This window comes from Thermopolyspora sp. NPDC052614 (assembly GCF_040678635.1).
GTDB lineage: Bacteria > Actinomycetota > Actinomycetes > Streptosporangiales > Streptosporangiaceae > Thermopolyspora.
In genome coordinates this window covers 16,983-37,420 of sequence record NZ_JBFATZ010000029.1, presented here as the reverse complement: position 1 = coordinate 37,420, position 20,438 = coordinate 16,983, and the positions used below count along the sequence as shown (strand labels likewise).

18 protein-coding genes and 1 pseudogene are annotated in these 20,438 nt (G+C 68.9%); 7 read left to right on the top strand and 12 right to left on the bottom strand.

Features of this window, described 5'->3' with window-relative positions; translation table 11 throughout:
• The first annotated feature begins 414 nt into the window (after nucleotides 1-414).
• A complete protein-coding gene (locus AB0K60_RS35550; protein WP_364065534.1) occupies nucleotides 415-543 on the top strand; it encodes a hypothetical protein in 129 nt (42 codons plus the stop codon).
• A 996-nt stretch (nucleotides 544-1,539) separates the two neighbouring features.
• Here the strand turns inward: AB0K60_RS35550 and AB0K60_RS35545 are convergent.
• Entirely contained in the window at nucleotides 1,540-2,700 is a 1,161-nt protein-coding gene (locus AB0K60_RS35545) for a cation:proton antiporter (protein ID WP_364065531.1), read from the bottom strand.
• A gap of 16 nt (nucleotides 2,701-2,716) precedes the next feature.
• Entirely contained in the window at nucleotides 2,717-3,199 is a 483-nt protein-coding gene (locus AB0K60_RS35540; RefSeq protein WP_364065528.1) for a cation:proton antiporter regulatory subunit, read from the bottom strand.
• 123 nt (nucleotides 3,200-3,322) lie between these two features.
• Here AB0K60_RS35540 and AB0K60_RS35535 point away from each other — a divergent pair, with 123 nt between their 5' ends.
• From AB0K60_RS35535 to AB0K60_RS35525, 3 genes are all read left to right on the top strand, one after another.
• Nucleotides 3,323-5,485 (top strand): helicase-associated domain-containing protein, encoded by a 2,163-nt coding sequence (locus AB0K60_RS35535; protein ID WP_364065525.1) that lies wholly within the window; start codon nucleotides 3,323-3,325, stop codon nucleotides 5,483-5,485.
• A gap of 58 nt (nucleotides 5,486-5,543) precedes the next feature.
• Nucleotides 5,544-6,152, top strand: a complete 609-nt coding sequence (locus AB0K60_RS35530) for a DUF4291 domain-containing protein (protein ID WP_364065522.1) — start codon at nucleotides 5,544-5,546, stop codon at nucleotides 6,150-6,152.
• A 144-nt stretch (nucleotides 6,153-6,296) separates the two neighbouring features.
• Nucleotides 6,297-7,067 (top strand): sigma 54 modulation/S30EA ribosomal C-terminal domain-containing protein, encoded by a 771-nt coding sequence (locus tag AB0K60_RS35525; protein WP_364065520.1) that lies wholly within the window; start codon nucleotides 6,297-6,299, stop codon nucleotides 7,065-7,067.
• On the opposite strand, the gene AB0K60_RS35520 is transcribed toward AB0K60_RS35525, so the two are convergent.
• From AB0K60_RS35520 to AB0K60_RS35510, 3 genes are all read right to left on the bottom strand, one after another.
• A complete protein-coding gene (locus tag AB0K60_RS35520) occupies nucleotides 7,045-8,259 on the bottom strand; it encodes a multidrug effflux MFS transporter (RefSeq protein ID WP_364065517.1) in 1,215 nt (404 codons plus the stop codon). The genes AB0K60_RS35525 and AB0K60_RS35520 overlap by 23 nt on opposite strands.
• 182 nt (nucleotides 8,260-8,441) lie before the next feature.
• A complete protein-coding gene (locus AB0K60_RS35515) occupies nucleotides 8,442-8,672 on the bottom strand; it encodes a ferredoxin (RefSeq protein WP_364065514.1) in 231 nt (76 codons plus the stop codon).
• 5 nt (nucleotides 8,673-8,677) lie between these two features.
• A complete protein-coding gene (locus tag AB0K60_RS35510; RefSeq protein ID WP_364065511.1) occupies nucleotides 8,678-9,895 on the bottom strand; it encodes a cytochrome P450 in 1,218 nt (405 codons plus the stop codon).
• Between the two features lie 86 nt (nucleotides 9,896-9,981).
• Here AB0K60_RS35510 and AB0K60_RS35505 point away from each other — a divergent pair, with 86 nt between their 5' ends.
• Nucleotides 9,982-10,536 carry a TetR/AcrR family transcriptional regulator gene (locus tag AB0K60_RS35505; protein ID WP_364065508.1) on the top strand — a complete coding sequence of 185 codons (555 nt, stop codon included), beginning with the start codon at nucleotides 9,982-9,984 and terminating at the stop codon, nucleotides 10,534-10,536.
• A 31-nt stretch (nucleotides 10,537-10,567) separates the two neighbouring features.
• Here AB0K60_RS35505 and AB0K60_RS35500 read toward each other — a convergent pair whose 3' ends face one another.
• On the bottom strand, nucleotides 10,568-11,101 hold the full coding sequence (locus tag AB0K60_RS35500; RefSeq protein ID WP_364065505.1) for a flavoprotein: 534 nt from the start codon (nucleotides 11,099-11,101) through the stop codon (nucleotides 10,568-10,570).
• Between the two features lie 384 nt (nucleotides 11,102-11,485).
• Between AB0K60_RS35500 and AB0K60_RS35495 the strand changes: the two genes are divergently transcribed.
• On the top strand, nucleotides 11,486-13,432 hold the full coding sequence (locus tag AB0K60_RS35495) for a GAF domain-containing protein (RefSeq protein ID WP_364065502.1): 1,947 nt from the start codon (nucleotides 11,486-11,488) through the stop codon (nucleotides 13,430-13,432).
• Nucleotides 13,433-13,445: 13 nt separating this feature from the next.
• On the opposite strand, the gene AB0K60_RS35490 is transcribed toward AB0K60_RS35495, so the two are convergent.
• A complete protein-coding gene (locus AB0K60_RS35490; protein ID WP_364065499.1) occupies nucleotides 13,446-14,921 on the bottom strand; it encodes a 3-hydroxy-3-methylglutaryl-CoA reductase in 1,476 nt (491 codons plus the stop codon).
• Nucleotides 14,922-15,127: 206 nt separating this feature from the next.
• Between AB0K60_RS35490 and AB0K60_RS35485 the strand changes: the two are divergent.
• A pseudogene (locus AB0K60_RS35485) lies at nucleotides 15,128-15,393 on the top strand (transposase family protein); the annotation flags it as partial.
• Between the two features lie 492 nt (nucleotides 15,394-15,885).
• Here the strand turns inward: AB0K60_RS35485 and tgmC are convergent.
• The 5 genes from tgmC to AB0K60_RS35460 all read right to left on the bottom strand — a co-directional run bounded on the left by tgmC (nucleotide 15,886) and on the right by AB0K60_RS35460 (nucleotide 20,283).
• Nucleotides 15,886-17,064: an ATP-grasp peptide maturase system methyltransferase gene (tgmC, locus tag AB0K60_RS35480; protein WP_364065496.1), complete on the bottom strand. Its 1,179-nt coding sequence runs from the start codon at nucleotides 17,062-17,064 to the stop codon at nucleotides 15,886-15,888.
• The gene (gene tgmB, locus AB0K60_RS35475; RefSeq protein WP_364065493.1) at nucleotides 17,057-18,031 is read right to left on the bottom strand and encodes an ATP-grasp ribosomal peptide maturase; all 975 of its coding nucleotides are present in this window, start codon (nucleotides 18,029-18,031) and stop codon (nucleotides 17,057-17,059) included. Before tgmB ends, tgmC begins: the two co-directional genes overlap by 8 nt.
• Nucleotides 18,032-18,033: 2 nt before the next feature.
• A complete protein-coding gene (gene tgmA / locus AB0K60_RS35470) occupies nucleotides 18,034-18,297 on the bottom strand; it encodes a putative ATP-grasp-modified RiPP (protein ID WP_364065490.1) in 264 nt (87 codons plus the stop codon).
• 118 nt (nucleotides 18,298-18,415) lie between these two features.
• A complete protein-coding gene (locus AB0K60_RS35465; protein WP_364065487.1) occupies nucleotides 18,416-18,964 on the bottom strand; it encodes a GNAT family N-acetyltransferase in 549 nt (182 codons plus the stop codon).
• Nucleotides 18,965-18,984: 20 nt separating this feature from the next.
• A complete protein-coding gene (locus AB0K60_RS35460) occupies nucleotides 18,985-20,283 on the bottom strand; it encodes a hypothetical protein (protein ID WP_364065484.1) in 1,299 nt (432 codons plus the stop codon).
• Between the last annotated feature and the right edge of the window lie 155 nt (nucleotides 20,284-20,438).

Genomic DNA, 20,438 nt, shown 5'->3' with positions numbered 1-20,438 from the left:
ATACAAGCGCAGGATGTCGGTTATCAGCTGGCAGGGGGTGTCATGGGCGCCGACGACGACGGGCCGGGCCGTACCCGGGTGCAGGGGCGGCTCTAGGACGATGTGCTGCTGCAGCGCTACCGCTACCCGCGCGGCCCCAAGGTCCCGCTGCCCAGCCACGCGCACGACGAGTACCACGTGTGTCTCAACATCGGCACCTCCGGCCAGTACCGTTATCGGGGGCGCCTGGCATCTGGTTCCACAGCGGTGAGTTATCCACAGCTCGCGAGAACGTAAATTACGCGGGCCGCCCCCGGACCTAACCTCCTTGACGAGACCAAGGAGGGAACATGAGTGCTGAGGACCGCTACCAGGTGGAGGCCACGCTCGGCCGCCGGGGCCGTCTCGTCGACGACAGATCATGGGGGGCTGAGGGTGAACGTCTTCAACCGGTTCGTCATCCCGTACATCGCCGCCCTGCGGGGCTACGAGATCTTCGCCAACCTGTCCATCGCGGTGCTGGGAGGCGCCCTGCTCGCCGCCGCATCGGCGGGCCGCCGATGAGCGCGGGGGGCGAGCCGTACCCCCGGCTGACCCGGTGGGCCCTAGCGGCGGGGCTGGTGCTGCTCGCCCCGCTGTGCGCGGAGTACATCACCGGCTACCTGGAGATCACCGGGGACCCGGCGGCGCTGGCCGCCGGGCTGCTGATCTTCGCCCCCCTGTACGGCGCGCCCGCCCTGCTGATCCGCGAGCTCGCGCGGCGGTTCGGCCTGCACTGGCCCGGGATCCTCGCCCTGGCGGCGGCGCTCGGCGTGGCGCAGGCGGGCGTCATCGACCAGTCGCTGTTCAGCGAGAGCTACCAGGGCTACGAGGGCTGGAACGAGCAGCGCCTGGGCACCCTGATCGAGCCGCTGGGCATCAGCGCGAGCCACGCGCTGAACTTCATCCCCGGGCACGTCATCTGGAGCTTCGCGATCCCGATCGCCCTGGTCGAGTCGCTGGCCGGGCCCGCACCGGTGGCCAAGCGCCCCTGGCTGCGCCTGCCCGGCCTGACCGTCACGGCGCTGCTGTACGTCGCGGCGGCCTGGCTGGTCCTGCGCGGCCATCTGGCGAGCGAGCGGGACCACGCCTCGGCCGCGCAGATCGTCGGCGCGCTCGTCGTGATCGCGCTGCTGGTCGCCGCCGCCGTCACCGTGTGGCGCCGCGAACGGCCACGACGGGAGCGGGCCGTATCCGCGCCGATCGTGACCGGGCTGGTCTCGCTGGCCGCGGCGCTGGCGTTCAACCTGCTGCCGGAGACCTGGCCGGGGGTCGCCGCCGGGCTCGCCCTGCTGACCGCCGCGGCGGCGGGCGTGGCCGCGCTCTCGCGCTCGGAACGGTGGAGCACCCGTCACCTGGTCGCGCTGGTGACGGGCGCTCTGCTGGCGCGGGCGGTCATCGGGTTCCTCGCCGTACCGTTCGGCGACGTGCCGGAAACCGCCAAGTACGCCCACAACGTGGCCTTCCTCATCGGAGCGGCGGCGCTCGGCGCGTGGGCCTGGCGGCGCAACCGGCCCGGCGTCAGGCCCGTTTCGCGATCGCCTCGACGAGCGGCTGGACAAGACGTGCGGCCAGCGGGCCGAACGCGGCGAGGATCAGCACGTACGTCGCCGCCAGGGGCCCCAGATCGGGGTGGGCGCCCGCGGCCACCGCCAGACCGGCGATGACGATGTTGAACTCGCCTCGGGGAACCAGCGCGATGCCCGCGCGGATCCGGCCGGCCTTGGCGATGCCGGCCCGGCGGGCGGCGATCACGCCGGTGAGCAGCTTGGTGACGATGCTGGCCAGGGCGAGCGCCATGGCGAGCCCGGCCACCGGGGGGATCTTCGACGGGTCGGTCTGCAATCCGAAGAAGACGAAGAAGACCGCGGCGAACAGGTCGCGCAGCGGGGCCAGCAGCGCCTGGGCGTCCTCGGCGAGCTCGCCGGACAGGGCGATGCCGACCAGGAAGGCGCCGACCGCGGCGGACACCTGGAGCTCCTGGGCGATGCCGGCGACGAGCAGCGCCAGGCCGACCACCTTCAGCAGCAGGACCTCGGAGTTGGGGCTGGACACGAACGCCTCGATCCACCGCCCGAAGCGCAGCGCCACCAGGAGCACGACGCTCACCGTGGCGAGCGCGACCGCCACCGTCACCGCTCCGGCGGCGAGGCCCACCCCGGCGAGCATGGCGGTGAGCACCGGCAGGTAGACGGCCATCGTGAGGTCCTCGAAGACCAGCAGCGACAGCACCACCGGGGTCTCGCGGTTACCGATCCACCCCAGGTCGGACAGCACCTTGGCGGTGATGCCCGAGGAGGTGGCGTAGGTCACGCCCGCCATGGCCACGGCCGCGACCGGCCCCCAGCCGAGCAGCAGGGCGCAGATCGCGCCCGGCGCGGCGTTGAGCACCAGGTCGACCAGGCCCGCCGGGGCGTTGCCTTTCAGGCTGGTCACCAGTTCGTCGGCGTTGTACTCCAGGCCGAGGGTGAGCAGCAGCAGGATCACGCCCAGCTCGGCGCCCGTGGCGATGAACTCCTCGCTGGTGGCCAGGGGGAGGAAACCGCCGGTGCCGAAGGCCAGGCCCGCGATCAGATAGAGGGGGATGGGGGATATTCCGGCCCGCAAGGCCAGTGCCCCGAGGACACCGAGGCCGAGCAGGACCGCGCCGAATTCGAGAAACAGGATCGCCGTATGGTGCACGCGCCGCCCTTATCGGTTAACCGTGGGAGAAGATGTCGGCGACCGCCGCGGTGCTTTCCGGGCTGCCGACGACGACGACAATGTCCTGAGCGGCCAGCGTGAAGTCGGGCCCGGGGCTGGCGAACACCTGCCCCCCGCGGACCACCGCCACGATCGAGGCGCCGGTGCGGGTCCGCACCCTCGCCGCGCCCATCGGGCGGCCGACGTACGGCGTGCCGGAGGGGATGGGCAGTTGCAGGCTGACCAGGCCCTCGACCTCCCGGTGCAACGCGTTGAGGCGCTGCACGATGCGCGGGGCGCCGAGCAGTTCGACGAGCGCGTCCGCCTCCTCGTCGTTGAGTTTGACCGTCTCGCATACCCTGTCCGGATCGTCCGGATCGTAGATCACGAGATCTCGGCGTCCCGTACGATGTGAGACGACGCCGATCCGACGGCCGGAACGCGTGGTGAACTCGTGCCGCAACCCGATGCCGGGCAGCACGGTCTGTTCGACTTCCACCCCGCCAATCCTCCGATTGTCCATACGTCTACGCTATTACCGGCAAAACCTATCAACCGGGATGTCGGTTTTGACCAGCGGAGATTCCCCGCCGCTGTCGTCCCCGGTCGCTAGGCTTCGACGGTGAGCACCGAGCGACGACTGGCCGATTGGCTCAGCACCCGGACCCCCGAGCAGCAGGCGGCGATCTTCGCCCGCGCGGAACTCGTCATGCGCGGAAACGCCGACCACGACGCCGCCCACCTGCTGCTGCGGCACCCCGCCGCGACCGCCCTCATCGCGCACTGCACGCTGCCCGAGACCCAGGTGCTCGCCGCCGTCGTCTGGCTGGCCGAGCAGGCGTACGGGCCGTTCCAGGAGGGCTACTGGAGCCACGACGACCCCGCCCGGCGGGCCGTGCCTCGCGCCGACGTGCTCGACATCGTCGGCGGCTCGGACCCCGAGCTGCGGTCCGCCGCCGAGGCCGTCCTCGCCGCGCTGCAGGACGCGGCCGTGGTGCTGCCGCCGCACGGCGACCAAGTGATCGTGTCGAACCTCGCCCACCTGCACCTCGGCGGCGGGCTCGGGCTCGGCCGTACGGCCGGGGAGCTCATGGCGGCGTACTTGAACGCGGGCGAGGTGCACCGCGTCGCGGACGCGCTCGGCCTGCCCAAGGCCCCCAACAGGGACACGGCCGAGCGGGCCGTGCTGGCGACGCTGGCCGATCCGGAGCGGGTGCTCGCCCTGCTCGCCGAGGCCCCCGAGGGGGTCGTGGACTGGGCGCGGGAGATCCTCGAACACGGGTCGCGGCTGCGCACGCTCGCCTTCCGCCCCCTCGGCGGCCTCGTCCACCTGGCGAACCCTCGGTACGCGTACGCGGCCGGCAAGGGCGACGCCGCCACCGACTGGCTCGCCGCCCGTGGCCTGCTGCTGCCCGCCGGGCTCCCCGACATGGCCGAGCTGCCGCGGGAGGTGGCGGTGGCGCTGCTCGGCGGCGTGCGCGCGCCCTTCGCGCCCCACCCGCCCGAGCCTCCGGCAGAGCCGCCCGCGCCGGTTGACGTCGACGGCTCCGCCCAGGCGGCGGCGATCGCGGCGGCGGCCCAGATCGACCGGCTGCTCGCCGCCTGCGCCGCCCAGCCGCTGGGGCTGCGCAAGGCCGGCGGGGTGGCGGTGCGGGAGACCAAGCGGGCGGCGAAGGCGGCGGGGGTCGAGGAGCGGGTCGCCCGGCTGTGGCTGGACCTGTGCGCCCAGGCGGATCTGCTCGGGGTGCTGAGCGAACAGCCTCAGGCGGTCCGGGGCCGGCGGGGACGCCAGTCCGAGCCGCCGAGCGCGGCGATGCCGACCACGGCCTACGACGACTGGCTGCGGCTGCCCCCCGCCGAACGGCTCGCGCCGATCATCGCCGCCTGGGCCAGCGCGAACGAGATCTTCACGTACTGGCCGGATCCGGAGGAAACGCGGGTAGCGCTCGTCCGGCCCGCCGACTGGACCGCCGTCGGGCTGCGGCACGGCGTGCTCGAGGCGCTCGACGCGGCGCCGGGGGCGCCCGTGCCGTACGTGCTTGAGCGGGCCCGATGGCACCGCCCGCACCAGGTGAGCGATGGCCCCCAGGTCGCCGAACGCGTCCTGGCGACCCTGAACGAGGCCGAACTGCTCGGCGTGGTCGCGCACGGGGCGCTGACCCGGGTCGGCCGGGCCGTCCTCGACCTGCTCCGCGGCGGCCGGCCGTGGCGGGCCGCCGACGAGTCCCTGCGACAGGCGCTCACCGAACTCCTGCCGCGGGCCCGCTCCACCGCCGTCTTCCAGGCCGACCTCACCGCGATGGCGGGCGGCACCCCCGCCCCCGAACTCGCCGAGCTCCTCGACGCCGCCGCCGACCGCGAGTCGGAGGGCCACGCCGTGGTCTGGCGCTTCACCCCCGCCACGATCCGTCGCGCCCTCGACTCCGGCCACACCGCCGACGGCCTGCTGACCCGCCTCGCCGACGTCGCCGAATCCCCGCTCCCCCAGCCCCTGGAATACCTGATCAAGGACGTGGGCCGCACCCACGGCCGGATGCGCGTCGTCCGCTCCGGCTGCTGTATCCGCTCCGACGACGAGGCCCTCCTCGACGAACTCGTCCGCGCCCGCGCCCTCCGCACGCTGCGCCTGCGCCGCATCGCCCCCACGGTGTTGATCAGCTCGGCGCCGGAACGCGAGACCCTGGACGGCCTGCGCGCCGCCGGGTACGCCCCGATCCTGGAGTCCGAGACCGGCACCACCGTCATCGAGAAGGTCCCCCAGCGACGCGCGCCGACCCGGAGCTGACCGCCCGGTGGAAATCGCGGTTGCCGGGGCGGCCGTGCGACGGGCACCCTCGGGCGACATGGATGTTCCTTATCGGCAGATCCGCGCCGCGTACACCGACACGACGGTCAGGGTCTATCAGGCGTATCGACCGGAGATCGCCGTCCCCGCCGTCGAGGCGCAGCGGTTCGTGCCGCCGTTCAAACGCGAGCGGATGACGTGGATCAAGCCGTCGTTCCTGTGGATGATGTACCGGTGCGGCTACGCGACCAAGCCCGGGCAGGAGCACGTGCTCGCCGTCGACATCGCCCGGGACGGGTTCGAGTGGGCGCTGGCGCACGCGTGCCTGAGCCACTTCGACGCCGACGTGCACGCCGACCACGACGCGTGGGCGCGGCGGCTGCGGGAGAGCCCGGTGCGCATTCAGTGGGATCCGGAGCGCGACTTCGCGTTCAACGCGCTGCCCTACCGGTCGGTGCAGATCGGGCTCGCGGGCGAGGCGGTGCGCCGGTACGTGGACGAGTGGACGGTGGCGATCACGGATGTGACCGAGGACGCCCGGGCGGTGCACGCGGCGGTGCGGGCCGGCGACCTTGAGCGGGCCGCCGCGCTGCTGCCGCCCGAGCGGCCCTATCCGCTCCCCTCCGGGCTCGCCGACGCGATCGCCGCGTCGCGCGAGGCCGTCTGACCGGCCGCCACCTGCGGTTTCATCGCGTACGGCCCGCCCGGCGGCGGGACCTAGGACCGGCGGCGCGGGGGACGAAGGTCCCTTTTGCTTGATCGTCTAGGGCGGAAGGCTCATCAGTGGGACCACTGAGAAGGAGGGGCCGTTATGACCAGAACGGCGCATGCCGCGTTGGCCGCCCAGGACGTTCACACGGTGACGCGTGGCCGAGTGTCGCGGGCGGTCGTAACGCGGGCGCAGGAGAAGGTGGCGGCGCTCGCCCAGAACTGCGGGGAACCCGTCCTGTCCGCGCGGGTGAAGCTCACCCGGCCCGCCGAGCCCGGCCCGGACCGGCTGCCGATCGCCGAGGCGAGCCTGAACGTGAACGGTCGCATGGTCCGCGCCGAGGCGGAGGGAATGACCGTCCGGGAGGCCCTCACCGAGCTGCTGGAACGGCTCCGGGTGCGGCTGGACCGCACCGCCCGCGACTGGCGGTCCCTGCAGGGGAGGCGGCACCGGAACACGATCCGGACGGCCACCCCGGCCCTCGCCCCGGGACGCCAGGCGGTGCTGCGGCGCAAGTACGTCGAGCCGGAGCCGACCACCGTGGACCACGCGATCTTCGACATGGAGCTGCGGGACTACGACTTCTACCTGTTCACGGACGCGGCGACCGGAGGCGACGCGGTGGTGTGGCGCTCCGGCGACGGGTACCGGATGGCGTGGCTGAAGGCGGTCCGGCCGCCGGTGACGTACCTGCCGGTGTCCGTGGACGAGGAGCCGACGCCCGCGCTCACGCTGGACGAGGCGATCGAGCGCCTCGCGCCGGCCGACCGGCTCTTCCTGTTTTACGCCGACGCGCTGACCGGGCGGGGGGCCCTCCTCTACCGGCGGCGCGACGGCGGGTTCGGTCACATCACCGCGGTGTCGGGGTGGTGATCGGCTGACGGATCGTCCGCAGGAGCAGGAGCAGCAGCAGGGCCACCGCCATCGAGCCGACCATGGTCAACGTCATGGCCGGGGCGGTGGCCCCGCCCAGCGCGGCCAGCGGCGGCACGGCGGCGCCGGTGACGAACTGCAGCATGCCGATGAGCGCGGACGCGGTGCCCGCCCGCTCGGCGTGCGGCTCCATCGCCAGCGCGGTCGCGTTCGGCATGATCAGGCCCATGCCGGAGACCGTGACGAAGATCCCGGGCAGCAGGCCGGGCAGCCCCCAGCCGAGCAGCACGGCGGCGACCGCGAGACACGTGCCGGTGAGGCCGTAGGCGACGCCGAAGGCGAGCATGCGACGCGGCGGGAACCGGCGCACCACCGCCCCGTTGACCTGGCCCGCGATCATCAGGCCCAGCGCGTTGACCGCGAAGACGACCGAGAAGCCCTGCTGGCTCATCGCGTACGCGCTCTGCAGCACGAACGAGCTGAAGGAGATGTAGGCGAACAGGGCGCAGAAGCTCGTGGAGATCACCAGGGCGTGGCCGAGGAACCAGCGGTCCCTGACCAGCAGGCCGAAGTGCCGCAGCGCCTCGCGCAGGCCGCCGTCGTGGCGGCGCGCGGCGGGCAGCGTCTCGGGGAGGGTGAACGCGGCGGCGGCGATCACGGCGCCGATGACGGCGAGCGCGACGAACTGGCCCCGCCAGTCCGTGAAACGGGCGATCTGCCCCCCGGCGAGCGGGGCGAGGATCGGGGCCAGCCCGGTCACCAGCACCATGAGGGAGAAGACGCGGGCCGCCTCGGCGCCGTCGAACAGGTCGCGGACGATCGCGCGGGCGATCACCAGGCCGGCCGCTCCGGCGAGGCCCTGCAGCAGGCGCAGGACGATGAGCGTCCAGATGTTGGGGGCGAGGGCGCACAGCACCGAGGTCACGACGTAGAGGACCACCCCGACCAGCAGCGGGACGCGGCGGCCGGTGCGATCGCTCAGCGGCCCGGCGAGCAGTTGGCCGGTGGCCAGGCCGATCATGCACATCGAGATCGTGAGCTGGCCGAGGGAGTCGGTGGTGTCCAGGCTGGCGGCGAGTTCCGGCAGGACGGGCAGGTAGAGGTCGAGCGAGAGGGGGCCGAAGGCGGAGAGCACGCCCAGGGTGACGAGGAGGTGCAGGCGACGGGCACGGGTCAGCGTTGCCGAGGTCATGCTGAAGTGGGGAGAAGGGGCACGATCACCCTATAAAGGTATCTAGCAGGGCGTAGAAATCATCACCAGGGTTTCACCGTCATAAACAAGCACATTTCGGGCTTGTCTTCAGGGCCCCGGTGGCCCCGTCTCCCCTCCGCACAGGCGCCTCCCCTCGCCGGGAGGCGGAGTACCGGCTTCTGCTACGCGCCCTCGCCGTCGCCCCCGCCCGCGCCGTCGCTCTCGTCCAGGGCCAGCGCGCCCACCGGGCAGAGCCGGACCGCCTCGCGGGCCCGCCGCACCCGCTCCCCGGACGGCTCCGGGTCCAGCACCCAGACCAGCCCGTCGTCGCCGGAGTCGAACAGCTCCGGCGCGGTGTAGGCGCATCGCCCGGCGCCGATGCACCGATCCCGATCCGCGATGATCCTGCCCATGATCTTCACCATGCGACCGGCAGCTCGTACAGGCCGAAGACGGCGGCGTCGTACTTGAAGGAAAGCTCCTCGTCGGCGGCCTCGACGCGCAGGTCCGGGATGCGCGTGAAGAGCGTCCGCAGGGCGATCTCCAGCTCGGCGCGCGCGAGGTTCTGGCCCAGGCACTGGTGTACGCCGTGCCCAAAGGCGACATGGTGGCGGCTGTCGCGATGAATGTCGAACTCGTCGGGCCGCTCGAAGGCGCGCTCGTCCCGGTTGGCCGACGCGCCCAGCACGAAGATCGCCTCCCCCGCCTTCACCTCCTGCCCGCCGACCACCAGGTCCCGCGTCGCGACCCGGTCGAAGGCGATCCAGTCGACGATGGAGTGGTAGCGCAGCAACTCCTCGACGGCCGCGGGCCACAGCTCCGGATCCGCCTTGAGCTCCTGAAGCTGATCGGGATGACGCAGAAGCGTCAGCACGCTCAGCGGGATCATGTTGGCGGTCGTCTCGTGCCCGGCGACCAGCAGCAGGAATATGGCGCCGACGATCTCCTGATGCGACAGTTCGCCCGAGGAGACCAGCACGCCGAGCAGATCGTCCCCGGGGCTCTTCTCCGCCGCCGTGACGAGCCCGGAGAGGAACTCCGCGATCTCCTGCATGGCCCGGTTGACCGCCGCCCCCCGCTCCGGGTCCTCGATGTCCCTGACCATCGTCCTGGTCCTCGACTGGAAGAATTCCCGCTCCTCGTACGGCACGCCCAGCAACTGGCAGATCACCAGCGACGGGACCGGCAACCCGAACGCCTCGACCAGGTCGGCCCGGTCACCGGCGGCGAGCATGTCGTCGATGAGCGCGTCGACGATCCGCTGAATGCCCGGACGCATCGTCTTGATCTTGCGAACGGTGAACTCCGGGATCAGAAGCCGACGGAACCGGGTGTGCTCCGGCGGATCCATGTCGATGAAGAAGCCCGCTTCCGCCCCGCCGATCCCCTCGCTCTCGCCCTCCTCCCCCGGCGGCGGCGCGGTCCGCATGAGGTTCTGAGGATGACCCGGCGTCGCCGGGCTGGTGCTGACCGTGGGGTCGATGAGCACCTGCCGCGCCTCGGCGTGCCGGGTCACCAGCCAGAGCGGGCCGCCCGGCGACTGCGCCCGCACGAGCGGGGCCTCGGCCCGGAGCGCCGCGTACTCGTCGGGGGGCGCAACCGGGCAGGTGCGCTTGATCGGGAAGGGATGCGCCATAAGGTTGCTCCTTACATGGTGGTCTTCATTGCTTACTTACACGAAAGTAAGCAATGAAGGCGGGAGCGTCAAGGAGTGAGGGCACGATGGTCGGCCGGCGCACGGACACACGGGCCAGGATTCAGCAGGTCGCACTGGAGATGTTCACCGAGCAGGGATACGACAAGACGACGCTGCGCGAGGTCGCCGACCGCCTTCAGATCACCCGCCCGGCGCTCTACTACCACTTCAAGGCCAAGGAGGACATCCTCGTCAGCGTCATCGACGACCTCACCGCCTCCATGGAGGAACTCATCCAGTGGGCCCGCGCCCAGCCCGCCACCCCCGAGGCCCGCCAGGAGATCCTGCGTCGCATCGCCGACTTCATGGGCGGCAGCATGGGCCACCTGGCGAGATTCGCCCGGCTCAACGAGACCGTCATCAAGAGTATCCCGGCGGGCGAACGCCTCCGGGATCACATGCTCGACCTGCTGTCCGTCCTGACCAGTCCCGACGCCGATCCGGTCAAACAGCTCGAATCCAAACTCGCCGTCATCGCCGTGATCCTCACCGGCGTCCCCGTGCTGTTCGGCCCGGAGCTCTCGCAGGAGGAACGCGCGGCGGTGGCGATGAGGGTGGCGACGAAGCTGATATCGGACTGATCCGGCCCGCCCGACCCGGCCGCCGCGCGCCTCAGCTCGAAAGACTCCGCAGGGTCAGGTGCCAGGGGTAGGTATCGATCAGACTCGGCCCGGAGTTCGACGGATGGGGTTCAAGCTCGCCGGGGCCGAAGATGACCCGGACGCCCTCGGCCCGAAGGGAATCGACGGCCCGGCGAAAGGGGGCGCGGGAGGCCAGCGCGTCGTTGACGCAGGGCAGCATCACGACGGGGATGCCCAGGCCGACGGCCTCGGCGAGCACGCCCAGCGCATAGGTGTCGGCGATGCCACTGGCGAACTTGTTGACGGTGTTGTAAGTGGCGGGGGCGACGACGATGGCGTCCGCGCGCGGAGGCTTGGGCTCGCTCGGATCGCGATACCGGCTGCGTACGGGCCGCCCGGTCTGCGCCTCAAGGGCGGGGACGTCGACGAAGCGAAGCGCGGAGGGCGTGGCGACGACCTGCACGGTCCAGCCCTCGTCTTGCGCGAGCGCGACGAGACGACCGGCCTGGCGGGCCGGGGCCGCCGCACAGACGATCACGTACAGGAGTTTGCCCGTACCGGCCACGCGCGATCGTCCTCCTTCACGCGGCGATCCGCGAAGCCTCAGGGCGGTCCCAGGTACGGCGGGCAGCGAGGTCGGCCACCAAGCTCATCGGATCGCAATATGGGCGATACCACGCATACTACCTATTTCCCACCCGTCGCCGATCAAGCCCCCTGGTCGTGTCGCGGCCCGGAGCGGCGACACGACCGGGGACGTCCGGTGATCCACCCCGTGAGATCTGAGACCTACCCGGCCGACACCCCGGCCAATAGCCTGGCCGTCCCGGCGGCACGGCGCGGGTACGCCTCGGCGTCTTTTGCGGTTAAATGAGCAATCAATAGCGTAATGGGTTGATTATCCGTGTCAGACTCTGCTGGGGAGGGTTCCGCATGGAGGACCGATTTCATGACAGGGCATCGCCCCGAACCGCCCGGAGCGCGGGAGCTCGACGATCTCGTGACCGCTTTGATCGACGACGCCACCCGCCTCCGCCACGGGACGCCCGCCCTCGACGGCCGAGCGGTGGACGGACGACGGGCGCTCGCGCCCCAGACCGCGGCGGTGGTGACGCGACTGCGCGAGGTCATGGCCGAGCACGTCCGGCGCGAGGCCGAGCTTGAGGAGCTGTACGGCGCCGCCCACGACCTCACCCGAATCCGCGACGTCGACCACGCCCTGCGTACCGTCTGCGAACGGACGAAACGGCTGATGCGCTGCGACGCCGCCTACCTGTCGGACCGCATCGACGAGGAGTGGTTCGCGGTGCGCGCCTGGTCCGGCAAGCTCTCGCCGGACTTCAAGGGCACGAGGGTGCGCATCGGCGTCGGCGTCGGCGGCGCGGTGGCCGCGACCCGGCAGCCCCTGCAGGTGGAGGACTACGTCCAGGCGGCCGCGATCAAGCACAACGACTACCTGGACCACCGTGTCGGCGCCGAAGACCTCCACACGCTGCTGGGCGTCCCGCTGGAGTTCGACGGCCGCCTGCTCGGCCTGCTGTTCGCCGCCCGGCGGGAGAGGCGCCTGTTCACCGACGCCGAGGTGGCGCTGATGTCCTCGCTGGCCGCGCACGCCGCGGTCGCGCTCAACAACGCGCAGCTGTTCGAGGCGCAGAAACAGGCGATGGCCGCCCTGGAACGATCCACACTGCTGCTGCAGGCCCAAAAGGCCGCCATCGAGGCGTCGGTCCAGGTCCACGAACGGCTCACCCAGGTGCTGCTGCGCGGCGAGGGCGCCGGGCCCATCGCCGCGGTGGTCGGCGAGACGTTCGGCATGCCGACCACCATCCTCGACGCGGACGACGTCGTCCTGGCCCGGCACGGAACGTGCCCACCGGAGCCTCCGTTCCCGCCGCCGATCCGCGAAGCACTCGACCGCAGCCGGGGAACGGGACGGCCGGCGCGCGCCGACGGGCCCGACGGCCGTCTCTGGTACGTCGGCACCGCCGCGGCCGGCAACACCGTCCTCGGCACGGTCCTGCTCACCGCGGACCGCGAGCTGACCGACACCGAGCTGCGCACCTTCGAACAGGTCGCCCAGACCGTCTCCGTCTCCCGCCTCGCCGACGCGGCCATCGCCGAGGCGGACATCCGGGCCTCCGCCGAGCTGGTCAGACGGCTCATCGACCCGAGCCGATACAGCCCGGAGGAACTCGACCGGGTCACCCGCCGCCATCGGCTCTCCACCGGCCCGATCACGGTCGCGGTCGCCGACCCCGTACGCGAGCGCGCGAACGCCCAGCTCACCGCCGCCACCGCGCTCTGCGCGGAACAGGGCGGCCTGGCCGCCCGCTACGACGACCTCCTGGTCGTGATCCAGCCCGCCGAACCCACCAAGGTCGCCGCGCTGCTCTGGGAGCGGCTACGCTCCGCCGCCGGCGCCCCCGCGACCGTCGCCGCCGCGGGCCCGGCGGCCTCGCCCCTGGACCTGCGTCACCTCCACCGGGAGGCGGTCCAATGCCTGCGACTGATGCACCGGCTGGGACGCACCTCCTTCTGGGCGACCACCGCGGAGCTCGGCATCTACGCGATGCTCTTCACCGAGGGCGCGTCCGAGGGCCTCGACCACCTCATCGACACGCAGATCGGCCCGCTCCTCGACTACGACTCCCGCCACGGCACCACGCTGGTGCAGACCGCCGCCGCCTACCTGGAGGCGGGACAAAGCCCGGCCGCCGCCGCAGCGAGGCTCGGCATCCACGCCAACACCGTGTCGCAGCGCATCACACGGATCGACCGTCTGCTCGGCGCGGGCTGGCGCGAATCGCCGCGCCGGCTCGACCTGCACATCGCCCTGCGGCTACAGGAGCTGAAAGGCGACGGCCTCAGCGCCGCACGGGCACCCGAAACGGCGTGAGGCTCGCAGGCGGTCAGGAGCGCAAAGCCGTCTCGACCTTCTCACGCTCACGGAAACGGTCTTGCTCATGGGCACGACGTGGCGCGCACACCCGTGCGTCCGCCCAGTCGATCCCGTCCGCCCCGTCAATCCCGTAGCCCACGTCGAGGCCCGCCTCCACCCCAGTCACGGCGTCGGTCACGGCGTCGAACCGGGCGCGAAACCCGCCTCGCCTGCCGCCCGCGCCACTCGACCCACTCGACCCGCTCGATCCGCCACTCGATCCGCTCGACCCGCTACTCGACCCGCTCGATCCGCCACTCGATCCGCTCGACCCGCTACTCGACCCGCTCGATCCCCCGCTCGACCCGCCGTCCCCAGCGGCCCTGTCGTATGCAGCGCCCCTACCGTGCTCGGCACCCCTGTCGTGCTCGGTATTCCCAGCGACGCGGTCGTGGAGGACCGCCACGTTCCGCGCCAGCCCGACGGCCAGGATGACCTGCGCAAGCTCCATCGCGCTGCGCACCCGCATCCGGGCGAGATTCGCCCTGACCATCGGGTGCGCCGCGACGTCGGCCAGCCCGACCGGAACCGGGAACTCGATCGTGCCGACGAGATCGCCGTCCTCATTCTTCGCGAAGTGCGACAGCGAGGTGTACCGACCATCCTCTCCGGCCGCGTGCACGTGCGCGGCGGCCTGCACCGCCCGGGTGTCGTTCCCCGTGGCGAGCACGACGGCGGCGACGCCGTCCATGATCTCCTTGTTCTGCCCGGCGGCCCGGTACGCGTCCGCCTCCGCCAACTCAGCGGCGTCGATCATGTCGTCAACCACCCGCGCCCCACCGAGCGAGGCGGCGTCGAACACCGCCCGCACCCGCGTGAGCAACAAATCGGCCTTAGCCGCCACCCCGTGCACGATGGCGCGACCGCCCGCGACCTCGGCCGCCCGCGCGACGACCGCCCTCATCATCGTCTCGACCGGCCCGATCCCAAGCCCGTCCCGCACATCGATGAGAAGGTGCAGGACGACGTAGGTCTGACGCGAGCCACGCACCAGCCGTACGATGATCTCCCGGGCACCACCACCCAGCGCAACGAGCCGGGGCTCCTGCGCGTTCGCCAAATCGATCAGTTCCGGCGCGGCCTGAAACAGCCGCATCCGCGCCGCAGCGGGATCCGCGACATCGAGAATCTGTATCTGCCCCTGCACCAGCGGCGACATCGACACCGCCTCAAACCCGCCCTTGGCACCCGCCACACGAGCCATCTCCGCAGCCCCCGCAACCACCGACGGATCCTCGATCGCCATCGGCACCGGCACATCCCTGCCGTTGACCGTGAAGCCGGCGGCGACCCGTACCGGAATCCTGGTCGCCCCCACCGCCTCGTCCACCACGCGCCCACGCCGCTCCGGGGACAACCTCACCCCGGGCCCGCCCGCAGACACACCTTTCTCCCGACTCTGCTGCGCGGCGGCTTCACGGCAGTCGGAATGACGGTAGGCGGTCATGGAGCAGCCCTCCAAACGGTGATGGGCGTGTCCACCGGAGACGGCGGTCCACGCGCGCTCCACCCCACGCTAACCTTCATGACCTGCGGAAAGTATGTGCCCACCGCACATCGTCACCACGGAGAATGTGCCCGCATCACGTCGGCCGCCACACAGCCCGGAACGATCGAAGGCCCGCCCTCCGTCTCCGGAGCCCAGGCTGTCGCTTGCCAGAAAGAAGGGACCACCGCAAGACGATCGGCTCGCCCTAGCGCCAACTCACCCCCGCCCAGCAGGCCCTGCTCGTCCTGGTTCACCTGCGCAAGGCGAGACCTTCACCGAACTCGCCGCAGGCTTCGGAGTCTCGTTCGTGACCGCGTGGCGGTACGTACAAGAGGCGATCAAGCTGCTGTCGGCCGCCGCCAAGAACGGGTTGGACCACCTGATCCTGGACGGCACGCTCGTCGCCATCGACCGCATCAAGGCCGACCGATGGTTGCTCCTCCGGACGGAACGGAGGCCCTTGGGCGTCTTCCCTGAGCTCCGCACCCCGGCAGGCAGGACCTGCGGACGCACGTCAGGGCGGGGACCGATCTCGAACACTCATCGGGAACTACGCATCCGACATGGCCGACCTCCAATCTGTGAGTTCACTCGCTATGCGCCACGTCGTGTCGCACCGCCCCAGTCCCACTGCAGCCACATCCCCGGCTCGGGCACCCACGGCCGGTAGACGCGCCGCCCGCCGCCGGGCCTGCCAGGCCTTCTTGATCTGCGCGATCTATGTAACGACGCTCGGCGTCGCAGCAGGGGTCCGGTGGAATCTCAGAAGGAGAAGTGGGCGGCGTGACCGACATCACCACCAGGCGAAGGCCGACCGGGACCGGTTGAGGTTCCTCTACATGGGCGACACGAGGCGGGCGATGTCGTTCGTGACTAGTTGGTAGCCAGGGCTACACCGAGACAAGGTGAGCGACGAAACGACTCAGGCCGAGATCCTCAGCCGAGGCATATCGGGGTGGGAAAGGTACTGGCCGTCGGCATGAACGTCCAGGCTGAACGTGTCCAAGGGGGGTCGCCCAGCGGTCTCGTACCGATCGAGTGTCTCCTCTACTCGGTCCCATAGCCGGAGTGGACCACCCTGTCGTACCGTCCATGTGCCGTCGTTCGGGGTAAGGGTCGCCACGGATCCAGAGACGACATCGACAAGGTGAAGGCACCCGTCCAGGCCCGGCATGTGCTGGGCGTTGGGAATCGCGGCTTGAACGATGAATCTGGTGGCGAAGGCATCCGTCGACGCCTCCATAAGGAACCACGGGGCGTGGCGGGCTTCCTTCGGATCAGATGCGGGAAGGCTCTCCCAATGGGCCGGGTTCCCGGGCGCCGGCCGTTCATGTCCCCGAGCGGACATGAACGAGATGGTTCCCGGCAGCAGGGGGCCACTGACCGTTTCGTCCCTTCTGATCGTCAGTAGGACTCGTGCATAGCCGTACAGCCACCCACCGAGAGTGGTGAGAATTTTTCCTCCGTTGCGCGTCTGGTTCACCCATTCCCTTGGGACCGCCCGTACTGAGCAGGCCGCCACTATTCGGTCATAGGGGGCACGAGGCCAGTATCCGTACAGGCCATCAGCGGCGGCGATCCATGGCGCGTAGCCACAGGAGTGGATGGCGTCTGCGGCTTGCGCCAGGCGATGAGGGTCGATCTCGATTGAGGCGATGTTCGAGGACCCGAAACGCTCGCAAAGCAGGGCTGTGGAGTAACCCGTCCCGGTGCCGACCTCTAGGATGCGATGGCCGTCCTCCAGTTGGGCGTCCTCCCACATCTGGACCACCAGGGATGGCAAGGTGGCGGAGGAGGTCGCGCGACCGCCCACGTGGGGAGTCGGAGCGTCCCAACCCGGTTCGATTTCGTCGATTTGCGTGATCAGCGTCTCGTCAGCGTAGGCCGATGTCAGCCACCGCTCGCGATCCAGCGCTTCGGTGACGGGCTCCCAGACGGTCATCCCGTTCTGTTCTCCGGCGGGGACGAAGAAGCCGGGCAGGAACTTATGGCGAGGGACACTCCCCACCACTTTGCACCATTCGGGATCGCGCCCTTCAACGGTCAGTTTTTCCGCTAGTCGCATGCGAAGCAACTGCGCATCGGCCTGAGTGTCACCCACTGCCAAGCCCTCCCTGAAGAACGTCGGCGAACGCCTCGGCGATATCGTCCGCGTCGGGTAGCCATCCCCATTGGCCGTTGGGGTTGCACTCCATCCAGATCCAGTGCTCTGGCGACGTTCCATCGCCGACCAAGGCGAAGTCGAAGCAGCCGAAGACAAGATCGAAGTGGTCAAGGTAGGAGCGGACCGCCGTTGCGATCGTATCCGGGACCTTGATCGGAGTGTGGATGAGGTCGTCCCAGTCGCCGGACCGCCAGTCCAACGCTCTGTCCGGGGTCTCGATTCGCTGCGCGAAAATCTGCGGCCCGATAGCGGTGAGTCGTACGTCGGCCATCTTGGGTATCTCTGCCTGGAACATGTGTGCGGTCACCGCGATTGAGTCATCGAAGCAGTCCGCATCCACCCTTTGAGTCCAAATCACCCCGTAGTATCCGTCGTTGGATGGGGGGACACCTCTGAACGTCTTGTAGACGATGGGTGCATGCTCGAACGCAAATTTTCGGGCTTCGGCGGCATCGTTCGTGATGATCGTCGGCGGAATTTGGAATCCCATCTGGGTGGCGACTTGGAGTTGTGCGGGTTTGAATTCGGCCCGCGTAGAGGAGAAGGGTGGGTTGACATAGACGGCATTAGGTAGATGCCATAGCAGGCCGTTGAACCCGTATTTTGCCTCATCTACCGCGAAGTCATGAACCTGTTGCCCGAACGCTTCCAGGTGAGGGAAACGAATAGGAGTAGGGCGACGGTAGTACACAGCCGTGATTTCCTCTAGATTCACCTTCCTGCTCGGGGTTCGGAGCCGGCCTGCCCACTGTCGATCCGGGCCGATCCTGGCATTGAACTGAAGGTCGGGGCCGATATCGACCGGATCGACGCGGACTACTGGTATGCCGCGGCCGTTGAGCACGTGGATGACCAGATCGGCCGTGATGTCTTCAAGAGCCGTGAGGATCAACACTGCGGCCATGATCAGTCCGGGACGTAATCCTTGTTTTGATCATCGGTCACTTCCGCCGGAGGAGCTCCACCGTCTCCTCGAGGGATCGATCTGGATGGAGTGTTCACTTCCTTGTTGGTTCCATGCTTGCCCATCATCTCCAACAGTCGGCCGGTCGCGTCGAAATACTGAGCGGTCTGCGTGACCGGGTCTAGTGCGACCTTTTCATACGAGGCGGGTGCCGCCGAGAGCCGGTTGCTCATGAACCGCAGCCCCCAAGGCTTGCCTTTATGCATGGTGGTATCCAGTTCTCTCCGCCGATATTTCGGATGGACTCCTCACACTTCTAGATGGCCATATCAAAGCATGTGACACAATAAATGCCTCGCAACCAAGGACCATCTTTGTGAGCCTCTAATTCGTTGAGTTCTCAAATAGCATTGCGTCGTATAGTGGCGATTCTGGAGCGTGTTTAATCCGACCCAAAATCTGGTACCCCCAACGTAGGTACGCACTGTACGCGGGCTCGTTGCCCACTATGCACGTCAGTGCGATGTACGGTTCGGCGCGAACCTCAAGGATGGCGTCGTGTAGTCGTCGACCAAGGCCCTGGCTGCGAAAGCTTTCACAGACCATCAATTCGCGCAGCCAGAACACCTGTCCGTTCCATACGGCCTCGTCCACCGCCTTGGGGCGAGCCTCCGCAAGCGCAACCCACCATGGCTGAGTGGCCGGCAGCTTAGGGCCGTACACATAGCCAGCGAGCTGTCCGCCCACTTTGGCGATGACAGCCTCGAAACCATCGAGCTCGATGGTGGCGCGCAGCCGATCGGCGAAGGTCTCCACCGAGAAGAACGGGTCATCCGCGTATGGGGGCACACCGTAGACTTCGGCGTAGACGTCCACGAACTCGTTGAACATCGCTGCCACGGCATTGCGGTCACAGACTTGAAGATCGAGCATGTTCCTGTTCCTAATGGAGGCTACGCGATAGCGAGCCCAACTTGCTCTGTGATATCACGGACCCTGCTGTTGTTGTTCTTGTATGGTTCCAGGCCGCCGCGAACGATCGCCAGATGATTCTTGACGCGGGCGGAACTTACGCCACTAGCGATGAGGCTCAAACAGTTTTGGGTGATGTCGATTGCGCGGTCCAGGTCTCCGTGAGCCAGTACCGCGTGGGCCAGGCGACTCAACGCTATGCCCCGGTTGCGGGAGTATTTAGCGGGTTGCTGTCGGGCGGCCTCCTCCAGCAGAGGTACCGCGCTGCCGTGTTGGCCGAGGTCCAGCATGCACATGCCTTCCAGCGTGGTTAATTCGGGCTCGATAAGGAACGCGACCCAGTGCGGGTCACGTTCGTCGGGGCCCCTTTCAAACGCTTGCCGAGCGGTCCTGGCCGCGTTGCGGCAGGAGATATCATCGCCGTTCCGCGCGTGCCCCTGGGCTTCCCGGATGGCGAGAAGAGCAGTTACGCGAGGCGTCGCCCATTTCCTGGCGTGTGCCTGGGCGATCTGCGCGAACCGTATCGCCTCACGGGGTTTGCCAAGATCTACGGACTGACGGCTCATGTTGGCAAGAGTCCGCGTAGCCAGCATGTCGTCGTTATTGAGCATCGCAGTATTCAGAGCCTCGCTGAAGTACACTCGCGCCTGGCTCTGTTGGTTGGCGTCGTAGCAGTACCAGCCGAGCGAGGTCGTGAGTTGGCCAGCGATCGCATGTAGGTCGCTGGCGATGGAGGGGGGATACGTGCCCTGCTCAATCAGATAGTGCACCCACTTAAGATGGATTGTTGCCGAGCGCCACAACCGGTCGCCGCCAAACTGTTGGTCAATCTCGTCCAGGTCCCTGGCGATAGAGAGCAATAGACCGACTTCGTCTTCGCCGACCTTCAGTTCCCTCTCACCCTTTTCGAGAGGTGAGCCACTCGACAGCAACCAGGGAAGCCCGGCCTCGACGATCAGCTCTCGCCGATCAAGAATCACATTTTCTGACGGTTCCAGCTCAGGTCGACTGGTTCGCTGACGCGGCGGTTTGAAACCAAGCTCGGTGATTGGTTTGCCGAAGAATTCCTCTAGGAGTCGACGATTATCGGCATATGGCCATGGGGGCGAGTCGGACTCCCAGCGTGCGTACTGTCGAATGCCGATAGACATCGGTCGCCGAAACTGACGCATCTCGTACATCTGGCGCCCTAGCTCTGCGAGGCGTTCCACGACAGCCTCTTGAGAGAGGTTCAGTTCCTCTCGTGCCCGTTTCAGGGCACTATTTCCGTTCTCGGCCATTGTCCTCACGGGCATGTATCTGCATCGAGCGCGACTCTTAACTCCCCACCGTAGAGCACATCACGGGTTACGGCTAGGCGGTCATGTGGCCGGGCTGCGGGATGCGTCAAGGAAGTCAGGTAGAAGTCAGGTAGATGCCCACCTGACGGTAGAGA